At 32.3% G+C, this 20756-nt stretch carries 13 protein-coding genes and 2 pseudogenes; 7 read left to right on the top strand and 8 right to left on the bottom strand.

Annotated features, from left to right (window positions below; genetic code table 11):
* Window positions 1-32: 32 nt before the first annotated feature.
* Both ACH5TX_RS08370 and ACH5TX_RS08365 read right to left on the bottom strand, forming a co-directional pair.
* Entirely contained in the window at window positions 33-587 is a 555-nt protein-coding gene (locus ACH5TX_RS08370; RefSeq protein ID WP_439339075.1) for a hypothetical protein, read from the bottom strand.
* A 46-nt stretch (window positions 588-633) separates the two neighbouring features.
* Window positions 634-2178, bottom strand: coding sequence for a helicase HerA-like domain-containing protein (locus ACH5TX_RS08365; RefSeq protein ID WP_439339074.1), 1545 nt, complete (start codon window positions 2176-2178; stop codon window positions 634-636).
* 152 nt (window positions 2179-2330) lie between these two features.
* On the opposite strand from ACH5TX_RS08365, the gene ACH5TX_RS08360 reads away from it, so the two are divergent.
* Entirely contained in the window at window positions 2331-2960 is a 630-nt protein-coding gene (locus tag ACH5TX_RS08360; protein ID WP_439339073.1) for a 7-carboxy-7-deazaguanine synthase QueE, read from the top strand.
* Between the two features lie 92 nt (window positions 2961-3052).
* On the opposite strand, the gene ACH5TX_RS08355 is transcribed toward ACH5TX_RS08360, so the two are convergent.
* From ACH5TX_RS08355 to ACH5TX_RS08330, 6 genes and pseudogenes are all read right to left on the bottom strand, one after another.
* Window positions 3053-3595 carry a DUF2911 domain-containing protein gene (locus ACH5TX_RS08355; RefSeq protein ID WP_439339072.1) on the bottom strand — a complete coding sequence of 181 codons (543 nt, stop codon included), beginning with the start codon at window positions 3593-3595 and terminating at the stop codon, window positions 3053-3055.
* A 301-nt stretch (window positions 3596-3896) separates the two neighbouring features.
* Window positions 3897-4691 (bottom strand): hypothetical protein, encoded by a 795-nt coding sequence (locus tag ACH5TX_RS08350; protein WP_439339071.1) that lies wholly within the window; start codon window positions 4689-4691, stop codon window positions 3897-3899.
* A 383-nt stretch (window positions 4692-5074) separates the two neighbouring features.
* Window positions 5075-6799: pseudogene (gene aspS / locus ACH5TX_RS08345) on the bottom strand (aspartate--tRNA ligase); the annotation flags it as partial.
* Between the two features lie 182 nt (window positions 6800-6981).
* Window positions 6982-8410 (bottom strand): annotated as a pseudogene (gatB, locus tag ACH5TX_RS08340) (Asp-tRNA(Asn)/Glu-tRNA(Gln) amidotransferase subunit GatB); the annotation flags it as partial.
* Window positions 8410-9810 carry an amidase family protein gene (locus ACH5TX_RS08335; protein ID WP_439339070.1) on the bottom strand — a complete coding sequence of 467 codons (1401 nt, stop codon included), beginning with the start codon at window positions 9808-9810 and terminating at the stop codon, window positions 8410-8412. The gene ACH5TX_RS08335 and the pseudogene gatB, both read right to left, overlap by 1 nt.
* A 4-nt stretch (window positions 9811-9814) precedes the next feature.
* A complete protein-coding gene (locus ACH5TX_RS08330) occupies window positions 9815-10081 on the bottom strand; it encodes a hypothetical protein (protein WP_439336961.1) in 267 nt (88 codons plus the stop codon).
* Between the two features lie 572 nt (window positions 10082-10653).
* On the opposite strand from ACH5TX_RS08330, the gene gyrB reads away from it, so the two are divergent.
* The 6 genes from gyrB (at window position 10654) to ACH5TX_RS08300 (ending at window position 20753) form a co-directional block, all read left to right on the top strand.
* Window positions 10654-12603, top strand: coding sequence for a DNA topoisomerase (ATP-hydrolyzing) subunit B (gene gyrB / locus ACH5TX_RS08325; protein WP_439339069.1), 1950 nt, complete (start codon window positions 10654-10656; stop codon window positions 12601-12603).
* Window positions 12604-12756: 153 nt separating this feature from the next.
* Complete coding sequence (locus tag ACH5TX_RS08320) at window positions 12757-13788, top strand: DUF6588 family protein (protein WP_439339068.1); 1032 nt, start codon at window positions 12757-12759, stop codon at window positions 13786-13788.
* Window positions 13789-14031: 243 nt separating this feature from the next.
* On the top strand, window positions 14032-14958 hold the full coding sequence (gene mdh, locus ACH5TX_RS08315) for a malate dehydrogenase (RefSeq protein ID WP_439339067.1): 927 nt from the start codon (window positions 14032-14034) through the stop codon (window positions 14956-14958).
* Between the two features lie 138 nt (window positions 14959-15096).
* Window positions 15097-15717: a hypothetical protein gene (locus ACH5TX_RS08310; RefSeq protein ID WP_439339066.1), complete on the top strand. Its 621-nt coding sequence runs from the start codon at window positions 15097-15099 to the stop codon at window positions 15715-15717.
* Window positions 15718-15909: 192 nt separating this feature from the next.
* A complete protein-coding gene (gene secDF, locus ACH5TX_RS08305) occupies window positions 15910-18894 on the top strand; it encodes a protein translocase subunit SecDF (protein WP_439339065.1) in 2985 nt (994 codons plus the stop codon).
* A gap of 194 nt (window positions 18895-19088) precedes the next feature.
* Window positions 19089-20753, top strand: coding sequence for a SulP family inorganic anion transporter (locus ACH5TX_RS08300; RefSeq protein ID WP_439339064.1), 1665 nt, complete (start codon window positions 19089-19091; stop codon window positions 20751-20753).
* Window positions 20754-20756 lie beyond the last annotated feature (3 nt).

The following is a 20756-nucleotide window of genomic DNA, read 5'->3' as shown; positions in this document are numbered from 1 at the left end:
TGTGTTTACAATGAATTTTTAAGAGTCGTATTTTAATTCCAGTTCAAGAAAAAATATTTGATTTTAGCATCATCTGGAATATGCATAGCTTCAACCTTTAAATTCATATCAAATCTAAGATTAGCAGGAAGTTCTTTTTTATCTATTACAAAACTAGCATTTAGTTCATTAACAGTTACAAGAACAGAGTTTATTAAGTTACTAATTTTTGAAATTTTATATGCACTAGATATATCTTTAAACGTACTTAATGTAGATATGTTTTTAGATGTTTTATAGCGTGGATCAATAACTTGAATATTTTCAATAATAGATGTTGAATCTAAAGCTTGCTTTGGAGTAAGAATTAACAGTTTTTTACCGCCTTTCTCAAAGATATCAATATTATTTCTGTTTCCAGTAAACTCATCACCACTAATAAATTTAACAATAGAATCGTTGCTGAAAATAGTTTTTAAATCTTTTATTTGAGTAGAATCTGTTAAAGAACCTACATGTTGTTTGCTAATTTCAAATGGGTTTTGTTCTTGGTTACAACTAGCTAATAATAGGGTAATGGCTAAAAAGCCTAAAAATGAATGACGCATTAAATGGGGGTTGTTTATCTTGTTAATTAAATGTCGTGTTGCCGACTTATTTTTTCATGACTTTAGTTAAAATACTAAAAACGCTACGTATAAATGTAGCACTGGTAAGTACTTTAACAATAGGATTCATAGCAGTACTTTTTCTTCTTGATGTAGAACGTGTACGCTTCTTAGATTCGGCTTTTTTAAGAGCTTCTTTTTCTTGTTTTGCTTTTTCTTTAGCTTCTTCGGTTTCAGCTAATTTAATTTTTTCATTAAGCATTTCATAAGCACTTTCTCTATCAACCGTTTTGTTATACTTTTTTACAAGTTTAGATTTTGAAAGTAAATTACTTAACTCTGTTTCTGTTAAAACATCCATTCTACTCATAGGTGCGCGCATCATGGTTGCAGCTAATGGTGTAGGACGTCCTTTTTCATCTAAAGCAGACACCAAAGCTTCTCCAATACCTAACGATGTTAAAACTTCGGTAGTATCGTAATACTCAGAATCTGGATAATTTTCTGCTGTTAATTTTATAGCTTTTCTATCTTTTGCAGTAAAAGCTCTTAAAGCATGCTGTATTTTTAAACCTAGTTGCCCTAATACACCTTCTGGAACATCGGTTGGATTTTGCGTAACAAAATATAAACCAACACCTTTACTACGTATTAGTTTAACAATACTTTCAATTTGACTTAGTAATGCTTTTGAAGCTTCATTAAAAATTAAATGCGCTTCATCTATAAATATAATAAGCTCAGGTCTGTCGCTATCACCTTGTTCAGGAAATGTTGAATAAATTTCAGCTAATAAGCTCAACATAAATGTTGAAAATAATTTGGGTCTATCCTGAATGTCAGTTAGTCTCATGATATTAATATAGCCACGACCTTCATCATTAACTCTTAATAAATCATCAACATCAAACGAGGTTTCTCCAAAAAACAAATCAGCTCCTTGTTGTTCAAGTTCTACAATTTTTCTTAAAATAGCACCTGTTGACGCGGTAGAAATTCTTCCGTAAGCTTCGGTAAATTCTGCTTTACCTTCTTGGGTAGCATATTGTAAAATCTTTTTAAAATCTTTTAAATCAAGAACGGGCATTTTGTTGTCGTCGCAATACTGAAAAATAACAGCAACAACGCCAGATTGTGTTTCACTTAAATCTAAAATTCTTGAAAGTAGTACTGGTCCAAATTCACTAACGGTAGCTCTTAAACGTACACCATCTTGTTCCGATAAAGTTAAAATTTCAACTGGAAATGATTTAGCTTCAAAAGGAAGGCCTATTTTTTCATGACGTTCATCAATTTTAGCGTGTCCAGGACTTGGTTGTGCTAATCCACTTAAATCACCTTTAATATCCATTAGTAATACAGGAACACCTTTGTCGCTTAAATTTTCGGCTAAAACCTGTAACGATTTTGTTTTTCCTGTTCCTGTAGCTCCAGCAATTAAACCATGACGGTTTAGAGTTTTTAGCGGAATTTTTACATGAGCCCCTGTTATGGTTTCGCCATCTAACATAGCAGCTCCAACGGGAATAAAATCGCCCTTTGTAGTATTGCCTTCTGTTATGTGTTTTAAAAAAGTGTCCTTGTTACTCATGCCAAATAAATTTGCGTAAAAATACAGGAAAAACGAACAAGAAAAAAATAGACTTTTTAATTCTTATATCATATATAATAACCAAAAGTGTTTTTTAGAATTGAAACTTAAAATTACTAAAGTAATTTAAGTTATATGTATCTTTGCAAACGATGAAAAAAGAGATACAAGAGTTAGTAGATAAAGGCGAGATGCTACCTTTAATGGAAGAGTTTTATACCATTCAAGGCGAAGGCTTTCATAAAGGAACAGCAGCTTATTTTATACGTGTTGGAGGTTGCGATGTTGGTTGCCATTGGTGCGATGTTAAAGAAAGTTGGAATGCCGATTTACATCCGCCTACAGCTATTACAAAAATTGTAGAAAACGCAAAAAAGTACAGTGATACTATTGTGATTACAGGAGGTGAACCTTTAACTTGGGATATGACACCTTTAACAACGCAGTTAAAAGCAGAAGGGTTGCAAGTGCATATTGAAACATCGGGAGCTTATAAGTTAACTGGTATTTGGGATTGGATTTGTTTATCGCCTAAAAAAATGAAGCTTCCTACTAAAGAAGTTTATAAGAATGCCCATGAGTTAAAAGTGATTGTTTATAATAAAGACGATTTTCGCTTCGCGGAAGAACAAGCAGCCAAGGTTAATAAAGATTGTATTTTATACTTACAACCCGAATGGAGCAAACGCGATAAAGTAGTGCCAGAAATTGTAGATTATGTCATGGCAAACCCAAAATGGAAAGTGTCTTTACAAACACATAAGTATTTGAATATTCCTTAAGTTTCAGTATTTAATTACTACTAAAATATAACAAAAAAGTTCCGATACGTAAATGTACTATCGGAACTTTTTTAATTTTACTAATAGCTAGTTTATTTTGTAAAAGGCACAGCAACTCTTGTCGTTCCCCATCCTAAATGCATATTTATATTTCCATCAGCTTCATCAAAAGCAATAGAAAAAGCTTCAACAGATTCTCCTGAGGTTACAGGGACCGTTAAACGCGCTAGATCATTTGCTTCGTTATAGAAATAAGATCCCCAAACGTTTAGGTCTTTACTAATAATAGCTGTCCATTCTTTATCACCTGGAATTACATAAAATGTATAAGTGCCAGCTTTAATCGTAGTATTTCCTAGTTTCATGTCAGTATAAAGTGTTAACTCAGCGGCTTCGTTTGCGCCTGTTCTCCATACTTTTCCGTTAGGAGCAAGTTTGCTTAATTCACGTCCTTTAAGTTGAGGTCTGCTATAAACTATTTTAATAAGTTTGTTAGCTTCTTTATAGCTAGCTGGTAATGCCGCAGCGTCCATGGGACTTTTATCTAGTTTTGCAAAGTCTTGAGCATTTACATTAACAGATAATAGCATTACAAATGCCAAAGCCATGGTTGTTAAAAAAGTTGATTTTTTCATAATGTTTTTAGATTTTTTTAAAGATAAACTGAAACTGTCTTAAAGTTTTTATAAAAGTCGGTTAGGAATGTTAAAGTTTACATTTTAATCTTAATATTTATTTGGGAGTATCTTTATCCTGAATTAAAGTTAGTCTTAAAGTTTGTCATGAGCGAAATTGAAAGGCTGTAAGTGTGTCATTTTTTTAGGACTAATTTTTGTTTTATTCACTTTTTTATTAATCAAATTCTGTTTCTAAGGTTTGTATTTATTTCCATTTTAGAATGATTTTTTTTAGACTTAAAGTTTAATTGTTCTAAAATTAAAACTCAATATACTCATGTAAAGTATATTCTGGAATTGTGTTTGATACGTCAGAATAGGAAGTTTTTATTACGTAGTTTAAATCATCATACTCAAATAGATTATTTATAGTGCCTGATGATGGTGGGTTAAGGAAAGTGAATATTGAAGTTTGTGGGTTGTTTTTTGATGTTTTTAGATTAAATATTCTATAGAAGTGTCCGTATGAAAGCATTAATACTTCGTTTGACGGATTTTCCATTTTACCAGAATCAAAATTTGAATATTCAATCAATCTACCATTTGACGATAAATAAGATATAAGGTTTTCATTTGAATTTCTAGTGAAAACATTTTCTTGTATAAGTGAATTTGTGCCAGTTGATGTATCAAATGCGTTCAACCTGTCAACATAACCATTAGAATGATAAATTTCAAACATTGTATTGATGTCCTTGTATTTTAAAATAATAATATTTTCCTTATAGGTTACATTTAAAGTGCTACTAGAAACGACATTTCCTGAATAATGAGTATTAACTTCATTTATTGAAGAAATAATATTTTTAGAGTAAGAAACGTTGAATGTTATCGTATTAGATTCAAAATAAGTTTTAACTATTGACGTAACTTGTTTGTTATCGTTATAAAAGACTTCCGTTTCTCCTGTTTGTTGGTCGTTTTGAAATAATAAGGATTTTTTATAATATCTGTTTGGTGTGTTTTCATCAGTAGACTCACCATCATTTGAAGAACATGAATTTGAAATAGAAATGATTAAAATTAATACAATTATTTTGAAAATTGATTTCATGATTTTTTTAGATTTGGCTTACCCTTTTAATTTGTGAAACTACAAAAGGTTTAGTCAAAAACAAAAAAACTCAAAAAATTAATTGTAAAGTTTTAATCATTTACTTAAAAATTATTCCTATTTTAATGACCTATTTATACGTTTTGCTATTTGTTTTATAAGATGTTCGCTGTTGAGTTATTGATAGCTTGATGTTATTTTTTTATTAATTTCTGTTTTTTGGTTAAGAGTGCGTTGAGCAATGAGGTACAACTCGATATTTAGTACCTTTTATTAAATGTGATTGTCTTTTTACAAAAAATTCCGATAGTTTTCTATCGGGATTTTTGTTTTTGAAATTATTATACTTAATAAAATAGTAATAGAGTTATAAAAAAAACGATCTACTTTTTAATAACTCTAACATTCATTTCTTCAACTTTTTTATCAGATAACGGAGATGGCGATCCAAATAATAAATCTTCACTGGTTCCTGTTTTAGGAAACGCCATAACCTCTCTAATAGAAGCTTTTTTCTCTAAAATCATCATCAATCTGTCAACACCCCAGGCAATACCGCCGTGTGGTGGTGCGCCATAATGGAATGCTTCGTACATCGTGCCAACACTTTTAAGCATTTCGTCTTTATTGTAACCCATATTTTTATAGGTTGCTTCTAATATTTCTGGCTTATGAGCACGGACAGATCCTCCGCCAATTTCGTAGCCATTTAGTATTAAATCGTATTGTTGTGCAATGATGGTTCCTATTTCATCTTCCTTACCATTCATATGCTTGTCAATATCATAGGTTGCTGGCATAGAGAAAGGGTTGTGCGTAAATGTCCAACGGCCTTCATCTGTTTTTTCAAACATAGGAAAATCAACTACCCATGCAGGTCTTAATTCTTTAGGATTGATTAATTTTAACATCGCTCCTAATTCTTGACGCACAGCGTCTAAAGCTTTATTGGCAGTTTCATAATCGGAAGCAGAAAAGAATACAATGTCACCAACTTGAGCATTGGTAGTTTTAATAATGCCAGCAGCAATATCTTCGCCTAAGAATTTAATTATTGGCGATTGTAAATCATTTTCGTTAACAATAATATAAGCTAAACCACCTAAGCCGTTTTGTTGTGCAGTTGCCGTTAGTTTTTCTATTTGTCCTTTAGATAAACGTTTTTTGCCTTGTTCTTCTTTCGATACTTTGATGCATTTTACAATACCACCATCATCAATAGGTTTACTAAATACTTGGAAGGTTGTTTCTTTTACAATATCAGTAATATCTTCCATCTGTAATCCGAAACGTAAATCTGGTCTGTCGCAACCATATTTATCCACGGCATCTTTATAAGTGATAACTTCAAACGGACGTAAAATCCATTTTTTACCATATATTTTTGATACGATGTTGTTAAACATAGTCGTATTCAAATCTATAATTTGTTGCATACTTGCGTATGCCATTTCAATATCTAATTGTGTGAATTCTGGTTGACGATCGCCACGAGAATCCTCGTCTCTAAAACAACGTGCTATTTGGAAATATTTCTCATAACCAGACACCATCAAAATTTGTTTGAATTGTTGAGGGGCTTGTGGTAATGTATAGAAAGAACCTGCCTTTTTTCTAGTAGGTACAATAAATTCTCTAGCACCTTCATCGGTACCAGCTGTTAGTATTGGTGTTTCTACTTCAATAAATTCTTGTTCGTCTAAAATATCACGCATCAATTTAATGACTTTATGACGGTTAATGATGGCTCTACGAACATCGTCATTTCTGTGATCTAAATATTTATATTGAAAACGAACAGATTCATTTGATTTTGTGGCTCTCTTTATTTCGAAAGGCAAAGTTTTAGATAGGTTTAAAATATCTAAATGAGATGTTTCTAATTCTATAGTTCCTGCACGAAGTGACGCGTTATAATCATCTTCTTTACGCTGAACAACCGTTCCTGTAACTGTAATTACCGATTCTGGTTTTAGCTTTACAAGATCGTCTAGATTAGCAAACGATTCTCTACTTAAACGGACTTGGAAAATTTCGTTGCTAGAATCGCGTAAATCAATAAACATAAGTTCGCCATGATCTCGAACACTAGACACCCAACCGGCAAGTGTAACAGTTTCTGAAATGGAACTTTCCGATAAATCGGATATTTTATGTGTTCTATATTCGTCTTTAATAATTAAAGGAATCTCAGGAAGTACTTCTTCGGCTTGAGTTGTTTCTTGTTGGTTATTGTTTGTTGCAGTTTCTTTACCTCTTTCTTCCGTCTTCTGGCTTTCAATATTAGTAGAAAGTACATTCAAAATACCTTGACGAATTACTTTTCCTGAAGCTCCTTTTCCAATAATAGCAATCACTTTTCCAACTAAGATTCCTGCTTTACCTTGGTTACCTCCTTTTATATCGTTGGCAACGGCTTCATTTTCTAATATTACTTTTTGAATAGCATTTTTTATATCAGATTCAGAAATGGTATTGTCTTCAAAGTATTTGTTGTAGTTAAAATCTCTGTCTTTTAAATATCTTGTAATAGCGTTTTGAACGAGAACAGACGTTATTTTTTCGTCTTTAAAAAGTTGGAAGATTTCAATAAGATGTTCGATTCTGTGTATATCTGCATATTCATCGGCGCCAATATTGTTTACTAAAGTTTTAGCAACAAAAGATGGGTCTTTTATAACATTGTTAATAGCTACAAAAGTTTCAGAACGTAAAGAATCGGCTGTAAAAAACTTAGCATCTTGTGGTAAAACACCACCTTTTATTAAAATGGATTCTACGGCATAAGGAAGTGTGCTTAAATCAACATCAATAGATTCAATTACGTCTTTAATAGAAACAAACGGTAAATCGGGTTCAGATATAAAGCGATAATCTGCTTCAAACTCTTTTTTACGCATGGTTTTGGTTTGCTTCAATTCGGCATCCCATAAAACTGTTGTTTGATCTGGTCTAAATTCTTTATGCTCTAAAAAGTAGTTGAGTTGTTTTTCAACTTCTTCTTTTAGGGCGTCAACCATAAACTTAAAGGAGTTTAGGTTTTTTATTTCGGTACGTGGATTTAAATCGTAACTTCTTTTTTTACGAAGCGATACTGAAACGTCCGATTTAAACTCACCTTTTTCTAGGTTAGCTTCACTTATTTTTAAATTTTGAACAATACGTTGTATGTATTGTGCGTATGTTGAAGCGTCTTCAATATGACGAATACAAGGTTCGGTAACAATTTCAATAAGCGGAACTCCTGCTTTATTAAAATCGACTAACGATGTTTTCTTTTCGTGCATCAATTTAGCAGCATCTTCTTCAATATGAACTTGTGTTAAATTCACGGTAAACTGTGAGCCATCATTACGGTAACAAGACACTTGTCCGTCTGGAATCACAGGATTATGAAACTGCGTAATTTGTATATTTTTAGGGTTGTCTGGGTATTCGTAATGCTTTCTGTCCCAAGAAATGACTTCGTTTTCAAACGTTGATTTTACAGCTTTACCAAAATAAATAGCCTTGGTGATAGCTTCTTTATTTATGGCTGGTAAAACCCCCATTTGTCCTGTACATACTGAACAAATATTTTGGTTTGGTGTATCTATTTCTTGATTAGGACAAGAACAAAATAACTTGGTTTTGGTGTTTAATCGAACGTGTGTTTCTAGTCCAATTACCAATTCTAAATCGTGGGCTTTTAAAGCCTCGTTTATTTGCTCTAATTCCATTATATTGTATCTTTTAAGAAGTTAGCAAACTTCAAAACAAGTTCATCATTATTTTTTGCTGCCGTAATTTGTAATCCTGTTGCAGTACCTTGCGGTATGGTTAGCGTTGGTAATTGTCCTAAGCTAAAACCTACTGTATACGCATCAGATAAATACATGGCGTGTGGGTCTTTTAAGCTATCTCCTATTTTTGGAGGTGTGCTTGGTGTAACTGGCGATAGGATGATATCAACTTCATTAAAATCGTTATTAAAATTTTCTGAAATTTGATCGCGAATCGCTAAGCCTTTTAAATAGATTTCATCTGAAAACCCTTGAGATAATACCTGGTTGCCACCAACAATTCTGCGTTTTGTTTCTTCTGAAAAATTCTCAGAACGTGTTACCGAATAGGTTTCTTTTAAATTTTCGGCTTCAATTCTGTTGCCGTAGTTGGTGCCGTCTAAACGAGATAGGTTAGAGGCTGTTTCTGCCATTGCTAAAGTGTAATAAGTAGAAACTAAAGTTTCAGATTCAAAGAAATCTAAAGCTTTTACCGCAATACCTTTTGCTTTTATTTTTTCAATAGTTGCTAAAAAATCAGCTTTTACTTGTGCATCAATCGCATCACTTTCAATAAAATTTTTGAAGTAACCAACCGTTTTAATGCTATCGGAATTTAAAATTGAATCTTCGTTTATTTCCGCGGAAGCGTAAGTAGTTTGATCTTTAATATCTTTTCCACTCATTACATTCAACACAATTCGAATATCTTCAATAGATTTTGCTAAAGGTCCTACGCAGTCTGTGGACGATGCATAAGCCATTAGTCCGTAACGAGAAATACGTCCGTAACTAGGTTTTAAACCATATATGTTATTGTAGCCAGCAGGTTGACGTACCGAGCCTCCTGTGTCGCCACCAATAGAAAACACTGTGTAATCTTTAGCCACGTTAACTGCAGATCCTCCACTTGAGCCACCTGAAACTAAATCTGTATTTATAGCATTTTTAACAGCGCCGAATATGGTGTTTTCGCTAGAAGAACCATGACCAAAACTATCGCAGTTTTCTTTTACAATAGGAATAGCGCCAGCATCTAAAAGCTTTTGTATAGCTGTTGCTGTGTATGCCGATTTGTAGTTTTTTAATAAATTAGAACTTGCCGTTGTATACGTGCCTTGAAGCATATACACATCTTTAATTCCAAACGGAATGCCTTCTAGTAAACCTATGGTTTCTCCCTTAGCAATTTTAGCGTCTACCTTGGCGGCTAAATTCAATGCTAAAGTATCTAATAGAGCATTAACAGTATTGTGAGTATTGCTTTTTAGTAAATCTAATTTTTGTTGTACAAAATCTGTACAACGCACCTGTTTAGACACCAATTGTTGGTGTATTTGTTTTATTTGAGATTCCATAATTTTACTCTTCAATAACTTTAGCTACTACTAAATAACCATCTTTCTCTTTTGGGAAGTTTTCCTTGATGATTTGTTTTTCGGTTTCAGAACTTTCAATTACAACATCATCTCTTAAATCATTTAAAGACACGTAATTATTATTAACATTATTAAAGGTGTTATTTGTTGAATTAGCGTTTTTAATTACTTCAAATAATTTGTTCACAGCCTCAGAGGGTTCTGCTCCTTTAATACTCGACAAAATGTCGACTGTCATAATTTTACTCATACTTTAAATCTTAATTTTTATAGTGGAAATTTTAGGAGGTAAAATTACAAAAGTTTTCACTGAGTTTAAGTATTAAAGCTTTTAAACTTAATATTAGACAGTTCTTGTTATAAGCTGTTTTAAAATATTTAGAATTAGCGGAATTTTGTTATAAATTTATATGGAAAAATGGTATAAGTTGAAAATGTGAAAGGGTGTTTGTGAGGTTTGTTTGTCGGGTTTTAAAGGTGACTATAATTTTTTTGAAAAAAAAGGATGATTTTATGTTCTTCAAGTCGTTATTTGGAGACTTTGTAAAGAAAAATGAAACTTAAAACATCGCGTTTTAGCTCTTTTTTAGTTTTTACTAATTCTGTAAGGGTAAATAAAATGGTGAAATCTAAAATAAGGTGCTTTTTAGACGATTTAAGATGGTTTTGAGTAATTAACAAATGTTGATAATTATTGGGTAGAATCGATAAAATACTTTTAAAACGATTTAAAAAGCTGTATATTTGTTAGTAACGAAAATGATGCAAATGTGTCATTTTTTTTATGTAATGAAACTAAACTTTAAATTATAGATATATAATATGAGCGAAGAAAAAGAAGCTTTTAACGAGCATAATTATTCAGCAGATAGTATTCAGGCTTTAGAAGGTATGGAGCATGTGCGTATGCGTCCTTCAATGTATATTGGAGATGTTGGTGTGCGTGGGTTACACCATTTAGTATACGAGGTTGTAGATAACTCTATTGATGAAGCTTTAGCGGGGCATTGTAATAATATTACTGTTACCATTAATGAGGATAACTCAATTACGACAGAAGATGATGGTCGTGGTATTCCTGTAGATTTACACAAAAAAGAAGGTGTTTCTGCGCTTGAGGTTGTAATGACTAAAATTGGGGCAGGTGGTAAGTTTGATAAAGATTCTTATAAGGTTTCTGGAGGACTTCACGGTGTTGGTGTTAGTTGTGTAAATGCTTTATCAGAAAGTTTAAAAGCGACGGTATATAGAAAAGGAGAGGTTTGGGAGCAAGAATACGAACGTGGAAAAGCAATCTATCCGGTTAAGAAAATAGGAGAAACTGATAAAAGAGGTACAACAGTTACTTTTAAACCAGATCCTACCATTTTTACTCAAACTTTAGAGTATAGTTATGATACACTTGCAAGTCGTTTACGCGAACTAGCATTTTTAAATAAAGGAATTACGGTTCATTTAATTGATAAAAGATCTAAAAAAGAAGATGGTGAATTTGAAGGTGAAACATTTCATTCAGATGAAGGTCTTAAAGAATTTATAAAGTATTTAGATGCAACTCGTGAGCCTTTAATGAAAGATGTTATTGCGTTTGAAGGTGAAAAAAATGGTGTGCCTGTTGAAGTTGCTATGATTTATAATACATCGTATGCAGAGAATTTACATTCGTATGTAAACAATATTAATACGCATGAAGGTGGTACGCATCTTTCTGGTTTTCGTCGTGGTTTAACACATACGCTTAAAAAGTATGCTGATGAATCTGGGTTATTAGATAAATTAAAATTTGATATTGCAGGTGATGACTTCCGTGAAGGTTTAACGGCTATTGTATCGGTAAAAGTTCAAGAACCACAATTTGAAGGGCAAACTAAAACAAAGTTAGGTAACAGAGAGGTTTCTGCATCGGTAAGTCAAGCCGTTTCAGAAATGTTAACTGATTATTTAGAAGAGCACCCAGATGATGCTAAAACCATTGTGCAAAAAGTAATTCTAGCAGCGCAAGCGCGTCATGCAGCACAAAAAGCGCGTGATATGGTGCAGCGTAAAACGGTTATGAGTATTGGAGGTTTACCTGGTAAACTATCTGATTGTTCAGAACAAGATCCTGCAAAATGTGAAGTATTCCTTGTAGAGGGAGATTCGGCGGGTGGAACTGCAAAACAAGGTAGAGATAGAGCTTTTCAAGCTATTCTTCCACTTCGTGGAAAAATATTGAATGTTGAAAAAGCAATGACTCATAAGGTTTTTGAAAACGAAGAGATTAAAAATATTTTTACAGCTTTAGGTGTTACTATTGGTACCGAAGAAGATAGTAAAGCGCTTAACCTTTCAAAATTACGTTATCATAAAGTGGTTATTATGTGTGATGCCGATATTGATGGTAGTCACATTGCAACTCTTATTTTAACATTCTTCTTTAGATATATGAAGGAGCTTATTGAAAACGGACATATTTATATTGCAACACCGCCATTATATTTAGTGAAGCGTGGTGCTAAAAAACAATATGCTTGGTCCGATGCTGAGCGTGATCAGATTGTTTCAGAATTTGGAGATGGATCTAAAATTCAACGTTATAAAGGTCTTGGAGAAATGAATGCAGAACAACTTTGGGATACAACAATGAATCCTGAATTTAGAACCATGCGTTTAGTTCAAATTGATAATGGGACTGAAGCCGATAGAATTTTCTCTATGTTAATGGGTGATGAAGTACCACCTCGTAGAGAATTTATTGAGAAAAATGCTATTTATGCTAATATCGATGCGTAAATAATAAGTTTTTAATTACATATGATAACCCTGATGTTTATTGCGTCAGGGTTATTTTTTTGTTAAAACACATCGTTAAAATACACTTTTTTACGATTAAGTGTTGTTTAGTGTAGTTTTTTTATTATATTTGTTTCAATCAAATTGAAAAAAATGAAAAAGATTACCCTATTTATGTTGCTTTTTATAGCAACACAGATATCTAAAGCACAGGAGTTAGAAAGTATTTTGCTAGCAGCTCAAGATGATGCTAATAAATTAACAGAAGGTTATATTAGTCCTGCAATGAAAGGGTTAATTTATGGAATGAACAGTGGATGGTATCATACAGCAAAAGTTCATAAAAAATTAGGTTTCGATATTTCTATAGGGCTTAATGCGTCTGTAGTACCTCAAAAAGATGAGCTTATAACTTTTGCTAATTTAGGTTTAACAAGTATAAGTTCGAGTTCTACTACAAGTCCTACTGTTTTAGGTGAAGGTGATGGTGCTCAAATGAATGTTTCAACAGATATAGATTTTAACGGAACAACTCAAACGGTAAGTGCTTCTTTTGAAATGCCTTCTGGTATTAGTGAAGATTTGCCTTTAAGTGCGGTGCCAACTCCAGCAGTACAATTAAGTGTTGGTTTACCATATAAATTTGATGTCATGGTACGTTTGGTTCCCGAAGTTGGAGATGATGATGTAAAAGGAAAACTATTAGGTTTAGGACTTAAAAAAGAAATAACAAGTTTATTTGGTCCGTTAGATAAATTGCCTTTACATGTTTCTGTATTAGCGGCATATACGTCTATGAATGTAGATTATGCTATGGATGGTTCAGAAATTCCAGGTCAAAATCAATTAGCAGAATTTAAATTGAATGCTTTTACAGCTCAAGCTATAGCTTCATTAAACTTCCCCATTATAAATGTTTATGGAGGAGTAGGCTATAGTGGCGGAAAGTCAACATTAAAAATGCTAGGAGAATATGATTTAAGGTATACTATTGATGGTGGAGCGTTTAATGGTCAGCAAGCTGTAGTAAGCGTATCAGATCCTTTAAATTTAGATTTTAATACTAGTGGTTTTAGAGCTACAATTGGAGCAAGATTAAGTCTTGGGTTTTTTAAGATTTTTGGAGATTATACGCTTCAAGAATATAATACAATTTCGGCTGGTATAGCATTTAGTTTTAGATAAAAAATATAGAATAAATAATTGTTTAGTTTTAGTTAGTTTTAGTTTAGTTAGTTATTAAAAAAGTGTAAGATTTAATCTTGCACTTTTTTTATTTAGAGTATTTAAATTCGTAATTTTGCATGACTAAAGTCATAAAATTCAATTATATATATTATGAAATTTGTACAATTAATATTTCAGTTTATATAGATATTTTTGATTCAAATTACATATACTAATAAAAATAAACTTAAAATTAAAATTATGAAAGTAACAGTTGTAGGAGCAGGAGCAGTAGGTGCAAGTTGTGCAGAGTACATTGCTATTAAAAATTTCGCTTCTGAAGTGGCATTATTAGACATTAAAGAAGGATATGCTGAAGGAAAAGCAATGGATTTAATGCAATGTGCATCTTTAAATGGATTTGATACAAAAATTACTGGTATTACTAATGATTATAGTAAAACTGCAGGAAGTGATATTTGTGTAATTACTTCTGGAATTCCACGTAAACCTGGTATGACTCGTGAAGAGTTAATAGGAATTAATGCTGGTATTGTAAAAACTGTATCTGCAAGTTTGATAGAACATTCTCCTAATACTATTATAATTGTAGTAAGTAACCCAATGGATACTATGACGTATTTAGTTCATAAATCTACAGGTTTACCTAAAAATAGAATTATTGGTATGGGTGGTGCTTTAGATTCTGCACGTTTTAAATACAGATTAGCAGAAGCTTTAGAGGCTCCAATTAGTGATATAGATGGTATGGTTATTGGCGGACATAGTGATGTTGGTATGGTGCCATTAACATCTCAAGCAACAAGAAATAGTATAAAAGTTTCTGAGTTTTTATCAGAAGAACGTTTAGAGCAAGTAGCAGCCGATACGAAAGTAGGAGGAGCAACACTTACTAAATTATTAGGAACATCTGCTTGGTATGCACCAGGAGCTGCTGTAAGCGGTTTAGTGCAAGCTATTGCTTGTGATCAAAAGAAATTATTCCCATGTTCTACGTTATTAGAAGGAGAATACGGTTTAAATGATATTTGTATTGGTGTACCTGTAATTTTAGGTAAAAACGGTATAGAAAGTATTGTTGATATTGAATTAACTGATGCTGAAAAAGCACACATGCAAGCGAGTGCAGAAGGTGTTAGAAAAACGAATGGTTTATTAGAATTATAGTAGAAATTATTGCATCGGTGTTCATTTCGATGTGTTTTTGAAGCCGTTATTCCTGTAAAAACAGGAATCTAATACCTCAAAATAGATATTTATATAAAGACTGTAGAAATACAGTCTTTATTTTTTTATATTTGACACATGAAGAAAAGGTGGTACATAAGTACTCTAGTTATTATTCTTACCGTTTTAGGTGCTGTTTGTCATCAACAAGTTTCTGTACCCAATCAGGAAATTGTATTGCAGTTTGCAAATGTTGATACAACTACTAATCAAGCTCAAAAAACCATTGCAATTGTAAAAAAACAATTGCAAGATTTAGGCGTTGAAAATATACAAGTAAACGAAATTGAAGAAGGTAGCTTAAGAATAAGGTATTATAGTAATACAGATGTTGCTAGTATAAAAGAAACCTTTTCTAAAGAGAAAAATGTAGTACTTGATTACGCTCATTTTAATCAAAAAGGAAACCCTTTAAAATTACCTTCAAACGACGATTTATCTAGTTATGATCTTGATGTCTACGAAATTAATAAAGACAATCATTTAGATTCAGGTTTAAATGGAAAGTATGTTTTAGAGCCAAAATCTGAAATTGATCGATTTTTTAATCCTAATGTGTATTTAACTGCTAATGTTGTAAACATTGCAGAAAAAGATAGTATTGTAAAAGTAGCCTATAAAATTCGTAGAAATATTACGATTACAATAGATAATACGTTACATAAAATACCCGAAGTTAGAGCTGGTCCAGTTTGCTAACGAAGGTTTATTTTCTTCTAGATTATAAAACACTTCACAAAAAGAATTACAAGTATTCTTATAATTAAAGTTCGGTATTCATTTTAATACAATGAAGCTGAAAACCTTATTTAAAAATAAAAAATTGTCAAATTTAGCGGTAAAGCATATATTTGCCCGTTTTAAAAAATTTGACCACAAAAAAAATATAAAATGCAAAACAAAGGATTAGTAAAATTATTTGCAATTTTGTTTGGATTGGTAAGTCTTTACCAATTATCATTTACATTCAAATCTAAGCAAATTGAAAACAAAGCAGAAGAAATTGCAATAAGCAAATTTCCAGATACAGAAGACGATTATCGTTCTAAACGTAGTGCGGAAGAAGCAAGCTATTTAGAAGCTATAGCAACCGATACTGTTTTTAATATTGGGATTGCTAAATTCACTTATAATGAGGTGAAACAAAAAGCGATGAATCTTGGTTTAGATTTAAAAGGTGGTATTAACGTTATTTTACAAGTGTCGGTTAAAGACATTTTAAGTGGATTAGCAAATAATACTAAAGATCCAGTTTTTAATAAAGCTTTAGATGATGCTTCAGAATTACAGAAGAATAGTCAAAATACTTATTTAGAAGATTTCTTTATTGCTTTTGATAAAATAAAAGGTGATACAAAATTAGCGTCTCCAGATATTTTTTACACCAAAGCATTAGATGGTGAGATTAATGGAAACATGACCGATGAAGAAGTTAAAGGTATTGTTGAAACTAAAATAGACGAATCTATTGTTTCTGCTTTTGAAGTATTACGTAAGCGTATTGATGAGTTTGGTGTTACATCGCCTAATATTCAACGTTTAGGGAATTCTGGACGTATTTTGGTAGAGTTACCAGGTGTTAAAGATATTGAAAGAGCAACTGCTTTATTACAAAGTACTGCTCAATTAGAGTTTTGGGATGCTTATAAAGGCGAACAGTTCTTTGGCTTTTTAGGACAAGCTAATGAAGTTTTAAAAGATATAGTAGCTCCTAAAACAGAAGTTGCAGACCAAGAACCTAGTGATGAAGAAGATGCAACTGATTCTGCTATTGATGATCTTTTAGGAGATGCAACAACAGATTCTACAGCAGTAGCTACAGTAAATCCAATATTCGATCTAATTAAAGGTCAAGGATACCAAGGAGGTCCAGTTATTGCAAGATTTGCAATAAAAGATAAAGAAACAGTTCTTAATTATTTAAACATGCCACAAGTAAGAGCTTTGCTTCCTGCAGAAATGCGTTACGCAAAATTTGCTTTTGGTAAACCTAAAAAGAATAGTGAAATAGTAGATTTATATGCTTTAATTGGTAATAGAGATAACACACCAGAATTAAGTGGAGCTGTAGTTACAGATGCTAGAAATCAATTTGGACCTACAGGAAAATCTGAAGTATCTATGCAAATGAATGCGAAAGGTGCTAAGATTTGGGAAGAAATGACTGGAAAGGCATACACTCAAGGAAGCCAAATTGCTATTGTTTTAGATGATGTTGTGTATTCTGCGCCAGGAGTACCTACAGGGCCAATTGCTGGAGGTCGTTCTTCTATATCTGGAGATTTCACTCTAAATGAAGCGATTGATTTAGCTAACGTATTACGTGCAGGTAAATTACCAGCATCAGCAGATATTATATCAAGTACAGTAGTAGGACCGTCTTTAGGTCAAGAAGCTATTGATAGTGGTAAAATGTCTTTCATGATTGCTTTAGCGCTTGTATTAATCTGGATGGTTTTCTATTATGGTAAAGCAGGAGCGTTTGCAGATGTTGCTATGTTATTAAACATTCTTTTAATCTTCGGTATCTTATCTGGGTTAGGAGCGGTATTAACATTGCCAGGTATTGCCGGTATTGTATTAACTATTGGTATGTCGGTAGATGCGAATGTACTTATCTTTGAAAGGATTCGAGAGGAGCTAGCTAAAGGTAAAGGACAAAAAGAAGCTATTAAAGATGGGTTTAGTAATGCGTTATCTTCAATTTTAGATGCTAACATTACAACAGGTTTAACGGCCTTAATATTATTTGTTTTTGGTACAGGTCCAATTAAAGGATTTGCAACTACTTTAATAATAGGTATTTTAACATCGTTATTTACTGCAATCTTTATTACAAGATTATTGGTTGATTGGTATGCAAATAAAGGAGGTAAGTTAGATTTCTCTACAGTAATTACTAAAAACCTTTTCAGAAATATAAACATCCAATTCTTATCTAAACGTAAAATTGCTTATATCGTTTCAGGAGTGTTTATCGTAGTAAGTTTAGGGTCTTTATTCACTAACGGATTAGATCAAGGTGTCGATTTTGTTGGAGGTAGAACATATCAAGTGCGTTTTGCTCAAGATGTTAACGCTTCAGAGATTTCTAAAACGTTAGCTGATGCCTTTGGTAGTGCTGATGCAAAAACAGTAGGAGATGCTAATCAGTTAAAAATTACAACTAAATATAAAGTTAACGAAGCAAGTGCTGCGGTAGATGAAGAGATAAGATTGAAGTTATATAATACTTTACAACCACATTTATCAGGAGTTAGCTATGAAAACTTTATAGATTTAAATGATGAAAATAAACAAGTAGGTTTAATGGAGTCATTTAAAGTAAGTCCAACGATTGCCGATGATATTAAACAAGCATCATTTTGGGCTATTTTAGGATCTTTAATCGTAGTATTCCTTTATATATTATTCCGTTTCAAAAAATGGCAATATTCTCTTGGTGCAGTTGCCGCTGTATTCCATGATGTTATTATTGTATTGGGAGTGTTCTCTTTAACATATAAATTCATGCCATTTAGTATGGAAATAGATCAAGCATTTATAGCTGCTATACTAACAGTAATTGGTTACTCGTTAAATGATACCGTGGTAGTGTTTGATAGAGTTCGTGAGTTCTTTAACGAACATACTAGCTGGAATTTTGATAAAGTAGTAAATGTATCATTGAGCAGTACTTTAAGTAGAACATTAAATACCTCATTAACAACTTTAGTAGTGCTGTTAGCTATTTTTATTTTTGGTGGTGATTCTATTAGAGGATTTATGTTTGCTTTAATAGTAGGTGTTATAGTAGGTACTTATTCGTCTCTATTTATTGCAACTCCAATTATGTATGATACAATAAAGAAATTAGAAGATAAAAAGAAAAACTAAAACAAATATTTTTGTTTAATGTAAAAGCCTATCAACTTTTTAGTTGATAGGCTTTTTTTTAGTATTTATTCCAAGTTAGACATTCAATAGCTAGCCTTATATTCAAACGTTTTAGTCCTCTACTAAAGTAAAATTGTTATAAATTCTTGTGCTTCTCTTAATTAACTGTAAATTTGCAGCTTCAAAAAGCACTCATGACTGAATTTTTTAGAAAGCGTACTCCAAATGCCAAAAATGATATTTTAAGCGGTATCACTGTGTCATTAGCAATGATTCCAGAGGTTGTTGCCTTTGCTTTTGTAGCACAAATTGATCCTTTAATGGCTTTGTCAGGAGCATTTATTATAGGTTTAATTACAGCAATTTTTGGAGGAAGACCAGGTTTAATTTCTGGAGCAGCAGGAGCTGTTGCTGTTATTTTTGTTCATATGATAGCAGAAGGACATACTAAAGGTATGTTGTTTGATACTCCAATCGAAAACATGGGGTTTTTCTACCTAATGGCCTGTGTCATTTTAATGGGAATAATACAAATAGCTGCAGGTGTTTTTAAATTAGGACGTTTTGTGCGTTTAATTCCGCATTCAGTAATGATGGGGTTTGTTAATGGCCTATCTATAGTTATTTTTATAGCACAAGTAAAAATGTTTTCGCATAAATCTTTACAAGTTTCTAAAGAAGGCGTAAAAGAGTATGTAAGTACTTATATGCAAGGTTCAGAATTATATACCATGATTGGTTTAGTGTTGTTAACGATGCTAATAATTTGGGGATTGCCAAAAATCACAAAAAAATTACCAGCTGCTTTAACAGCCATTTTAATAACAAGTTTAATTGTTATAGGTTTTAATATAGAAGTTTCAACAGTAGGATCTTATATTATTGAAGGAGGCGGAACAGGTTTAAAAGGCGTGTTCCCAACACCAAATTTAGAGCTTTGGCAAAAATTACCATTTAATTTAGATACTTTAAAATTTATTGCATTACCTGCATTTTTAGCAGCTTCAGTAGGGTTAATAGAGTCTTTAATGACTATGAATTTAGTTGATGAAATAACCGAAACACGTGGTAATGGAAACAGAGAATGTGTGGCACAAGGCGCAGGAAATATTGTTAGTGGATTGTTTGGTGCAACTGGTGGTTGTGGTATGATTGGTCAAACCGTAATTAATATTAACGCTGGTGGACGCGGAAGATTATCAGGAGTTATGATGGCAGTTACTTTATTGTCGTTTATTTTATTTGCCGATAAGTTGATAGAAATGGTTCCAATTGCAGCTTTAGTTGGTGTTATGTTTATGATGGTTATCGAAACCTTTGCATGGTCTAGTTTTAGAATTTTAAAGAAAATACCAAAGGCAGATGCTGTTGTACTTGTAACAGTATCTTTAGTGACTGTGTTTGTAGATTTAGCTGTTGCAGTATTTGTAGGTGTTATTATTTCTGCATTAGTTTTTGCATGGGAAAATGCAAAGAAAATTAGAGCAAGAAAACGGATTTCTGAAGATGGTAAAACTAAAACTTACGAAATTTGGGGCCCACTATTTTTTGGTTCTATACAAGCTTTTAATGAAAAGTTTGATGTTAAAAATGACCCAGAAAAAGTAGAAATTGATTTTGTTGAATCTCGAGTAAGCGATCATTCTGCCATTGAGGCAATATTCAATTTAGTGAATAAATATGAAGCAGAAGGAAAAACAATTAAGCTAAAGCATTTAAGTGACGATTGTAAAATATTACTTTATAAATCAAACCCAAAATTTAGAGAAGTTATTGTTGAAGCTGTTGATGATCCTCGTTACTATTTAGCCGAAAACCCTGAGGCTTTTACCAAAGGGCTTTCTGAATATAAATTTTAATTA

The organism is Thalassobellus citreus, assembly GCF_044385915.1.
In the GTDB taxonomy this organism is placed as follows: domain Bacteria; phylum Bacteroidota; class Bacteroidia; order Flavobacteriales; family Flavobacteriaceae; genus Thalassobellus; species Thalassobellus citreus.
The sequence above is the reverse complement of the archived record's forward strand: the minus strand, read 5'-3'. Positions and strand labels throughout refer to the sequence as shown.

Bases quoted from the DNA above. Each gene is read 5' to 3' on its own strand.
- ACH5TX_RS08355 (WP_439339072.1), bottom strand. From the start codon at position 3,595: ATGAAAAAATCAACTTTTTTAACAACCATGGCTTTGGCATTTGTAATG.
- ACH5TX_RS08360 (WP_439339073.1), top strand. From the start codon at position 2,331: ATGAAAAAAGAGATACAAGAGTTAGTAGATAAAGGCGAGATGCTACCT.
- secDF (WP_439339065.1), top strand. From the start codon at position 15,910: ATGCAAAACAAAGGATTAGTAAAATTATTTGCAATTTTGTTTGGATTG.
- ACH5TX_RS08350 (WP_439339071.1), bottom strand. From the start codon at position 4,691: ATGAAATCAATTTTCAAAATAATTGTATTAATTTTAATCATTTCTATT.
- ACH5TX_RS08335 (WP_439339070.1), bottom strand. From the start codon at position 9,810: ATGGAATCTCAAATAAAACAAATACACCAACAATTGGTGTCTAAACAG.
- ACH5TX_RS08370 (WP_439339075.1), bottom strand. From the start codon at position 587: ATGCGTCATTCATTTTTAGGCTTTTTAGCCATTACCCTATTATTAGCT.
- ACH5TX_RS08330 (WP_439336961.1), bottom strand. From the start codon at position 10,081: ATGAGTAAAATTATGACAGTCGACATTTTGTCGAGTATTAAAGGAGCA.
- gyrB (WP_439339069.1), top strand. From the start codon at position 10,654: ATGAGCGAAGAAAAAGAAGCTTTTAACGAGCATAATTATTCAGCAGAT.
- ACH5TX_RS08365 (WP_439339074.1), bottom strand. From the start codon at position 2,178: ATGAGTAACAAGGACACTTTTTTAAAACACATAACAGAAGGCAATACT.
- ACH5TX_RS08310 (WP_439339066.1), top strand. From the start codon at position 15,097: ATGAAGAAAAGGTGGTACATAAGTACTCTAGTTATTATTCTTACCGTT.
- ACH5TX_RS08300 (WP_439339064.1), top strand. From the start codon at position 19,089: ATGACTGAATTTTTTAGAAAGCGTACTCCAAATGCCAAAAATGATATT.
- mdh (WP_439339067.1), top strand. From the start codon at position 14,032: ATGAAAGTAACAGTTGTAGGAGCAGGAGCAGTAGGTGCAAGTTGTGCA.
- ACH5TX_RS08320 (WP_439339068.1), top strand. From the start codon at position 12,757: ATGAAAAAGATTACCCTATTTATGTTGCTTTTTATAGCAACACAGATA.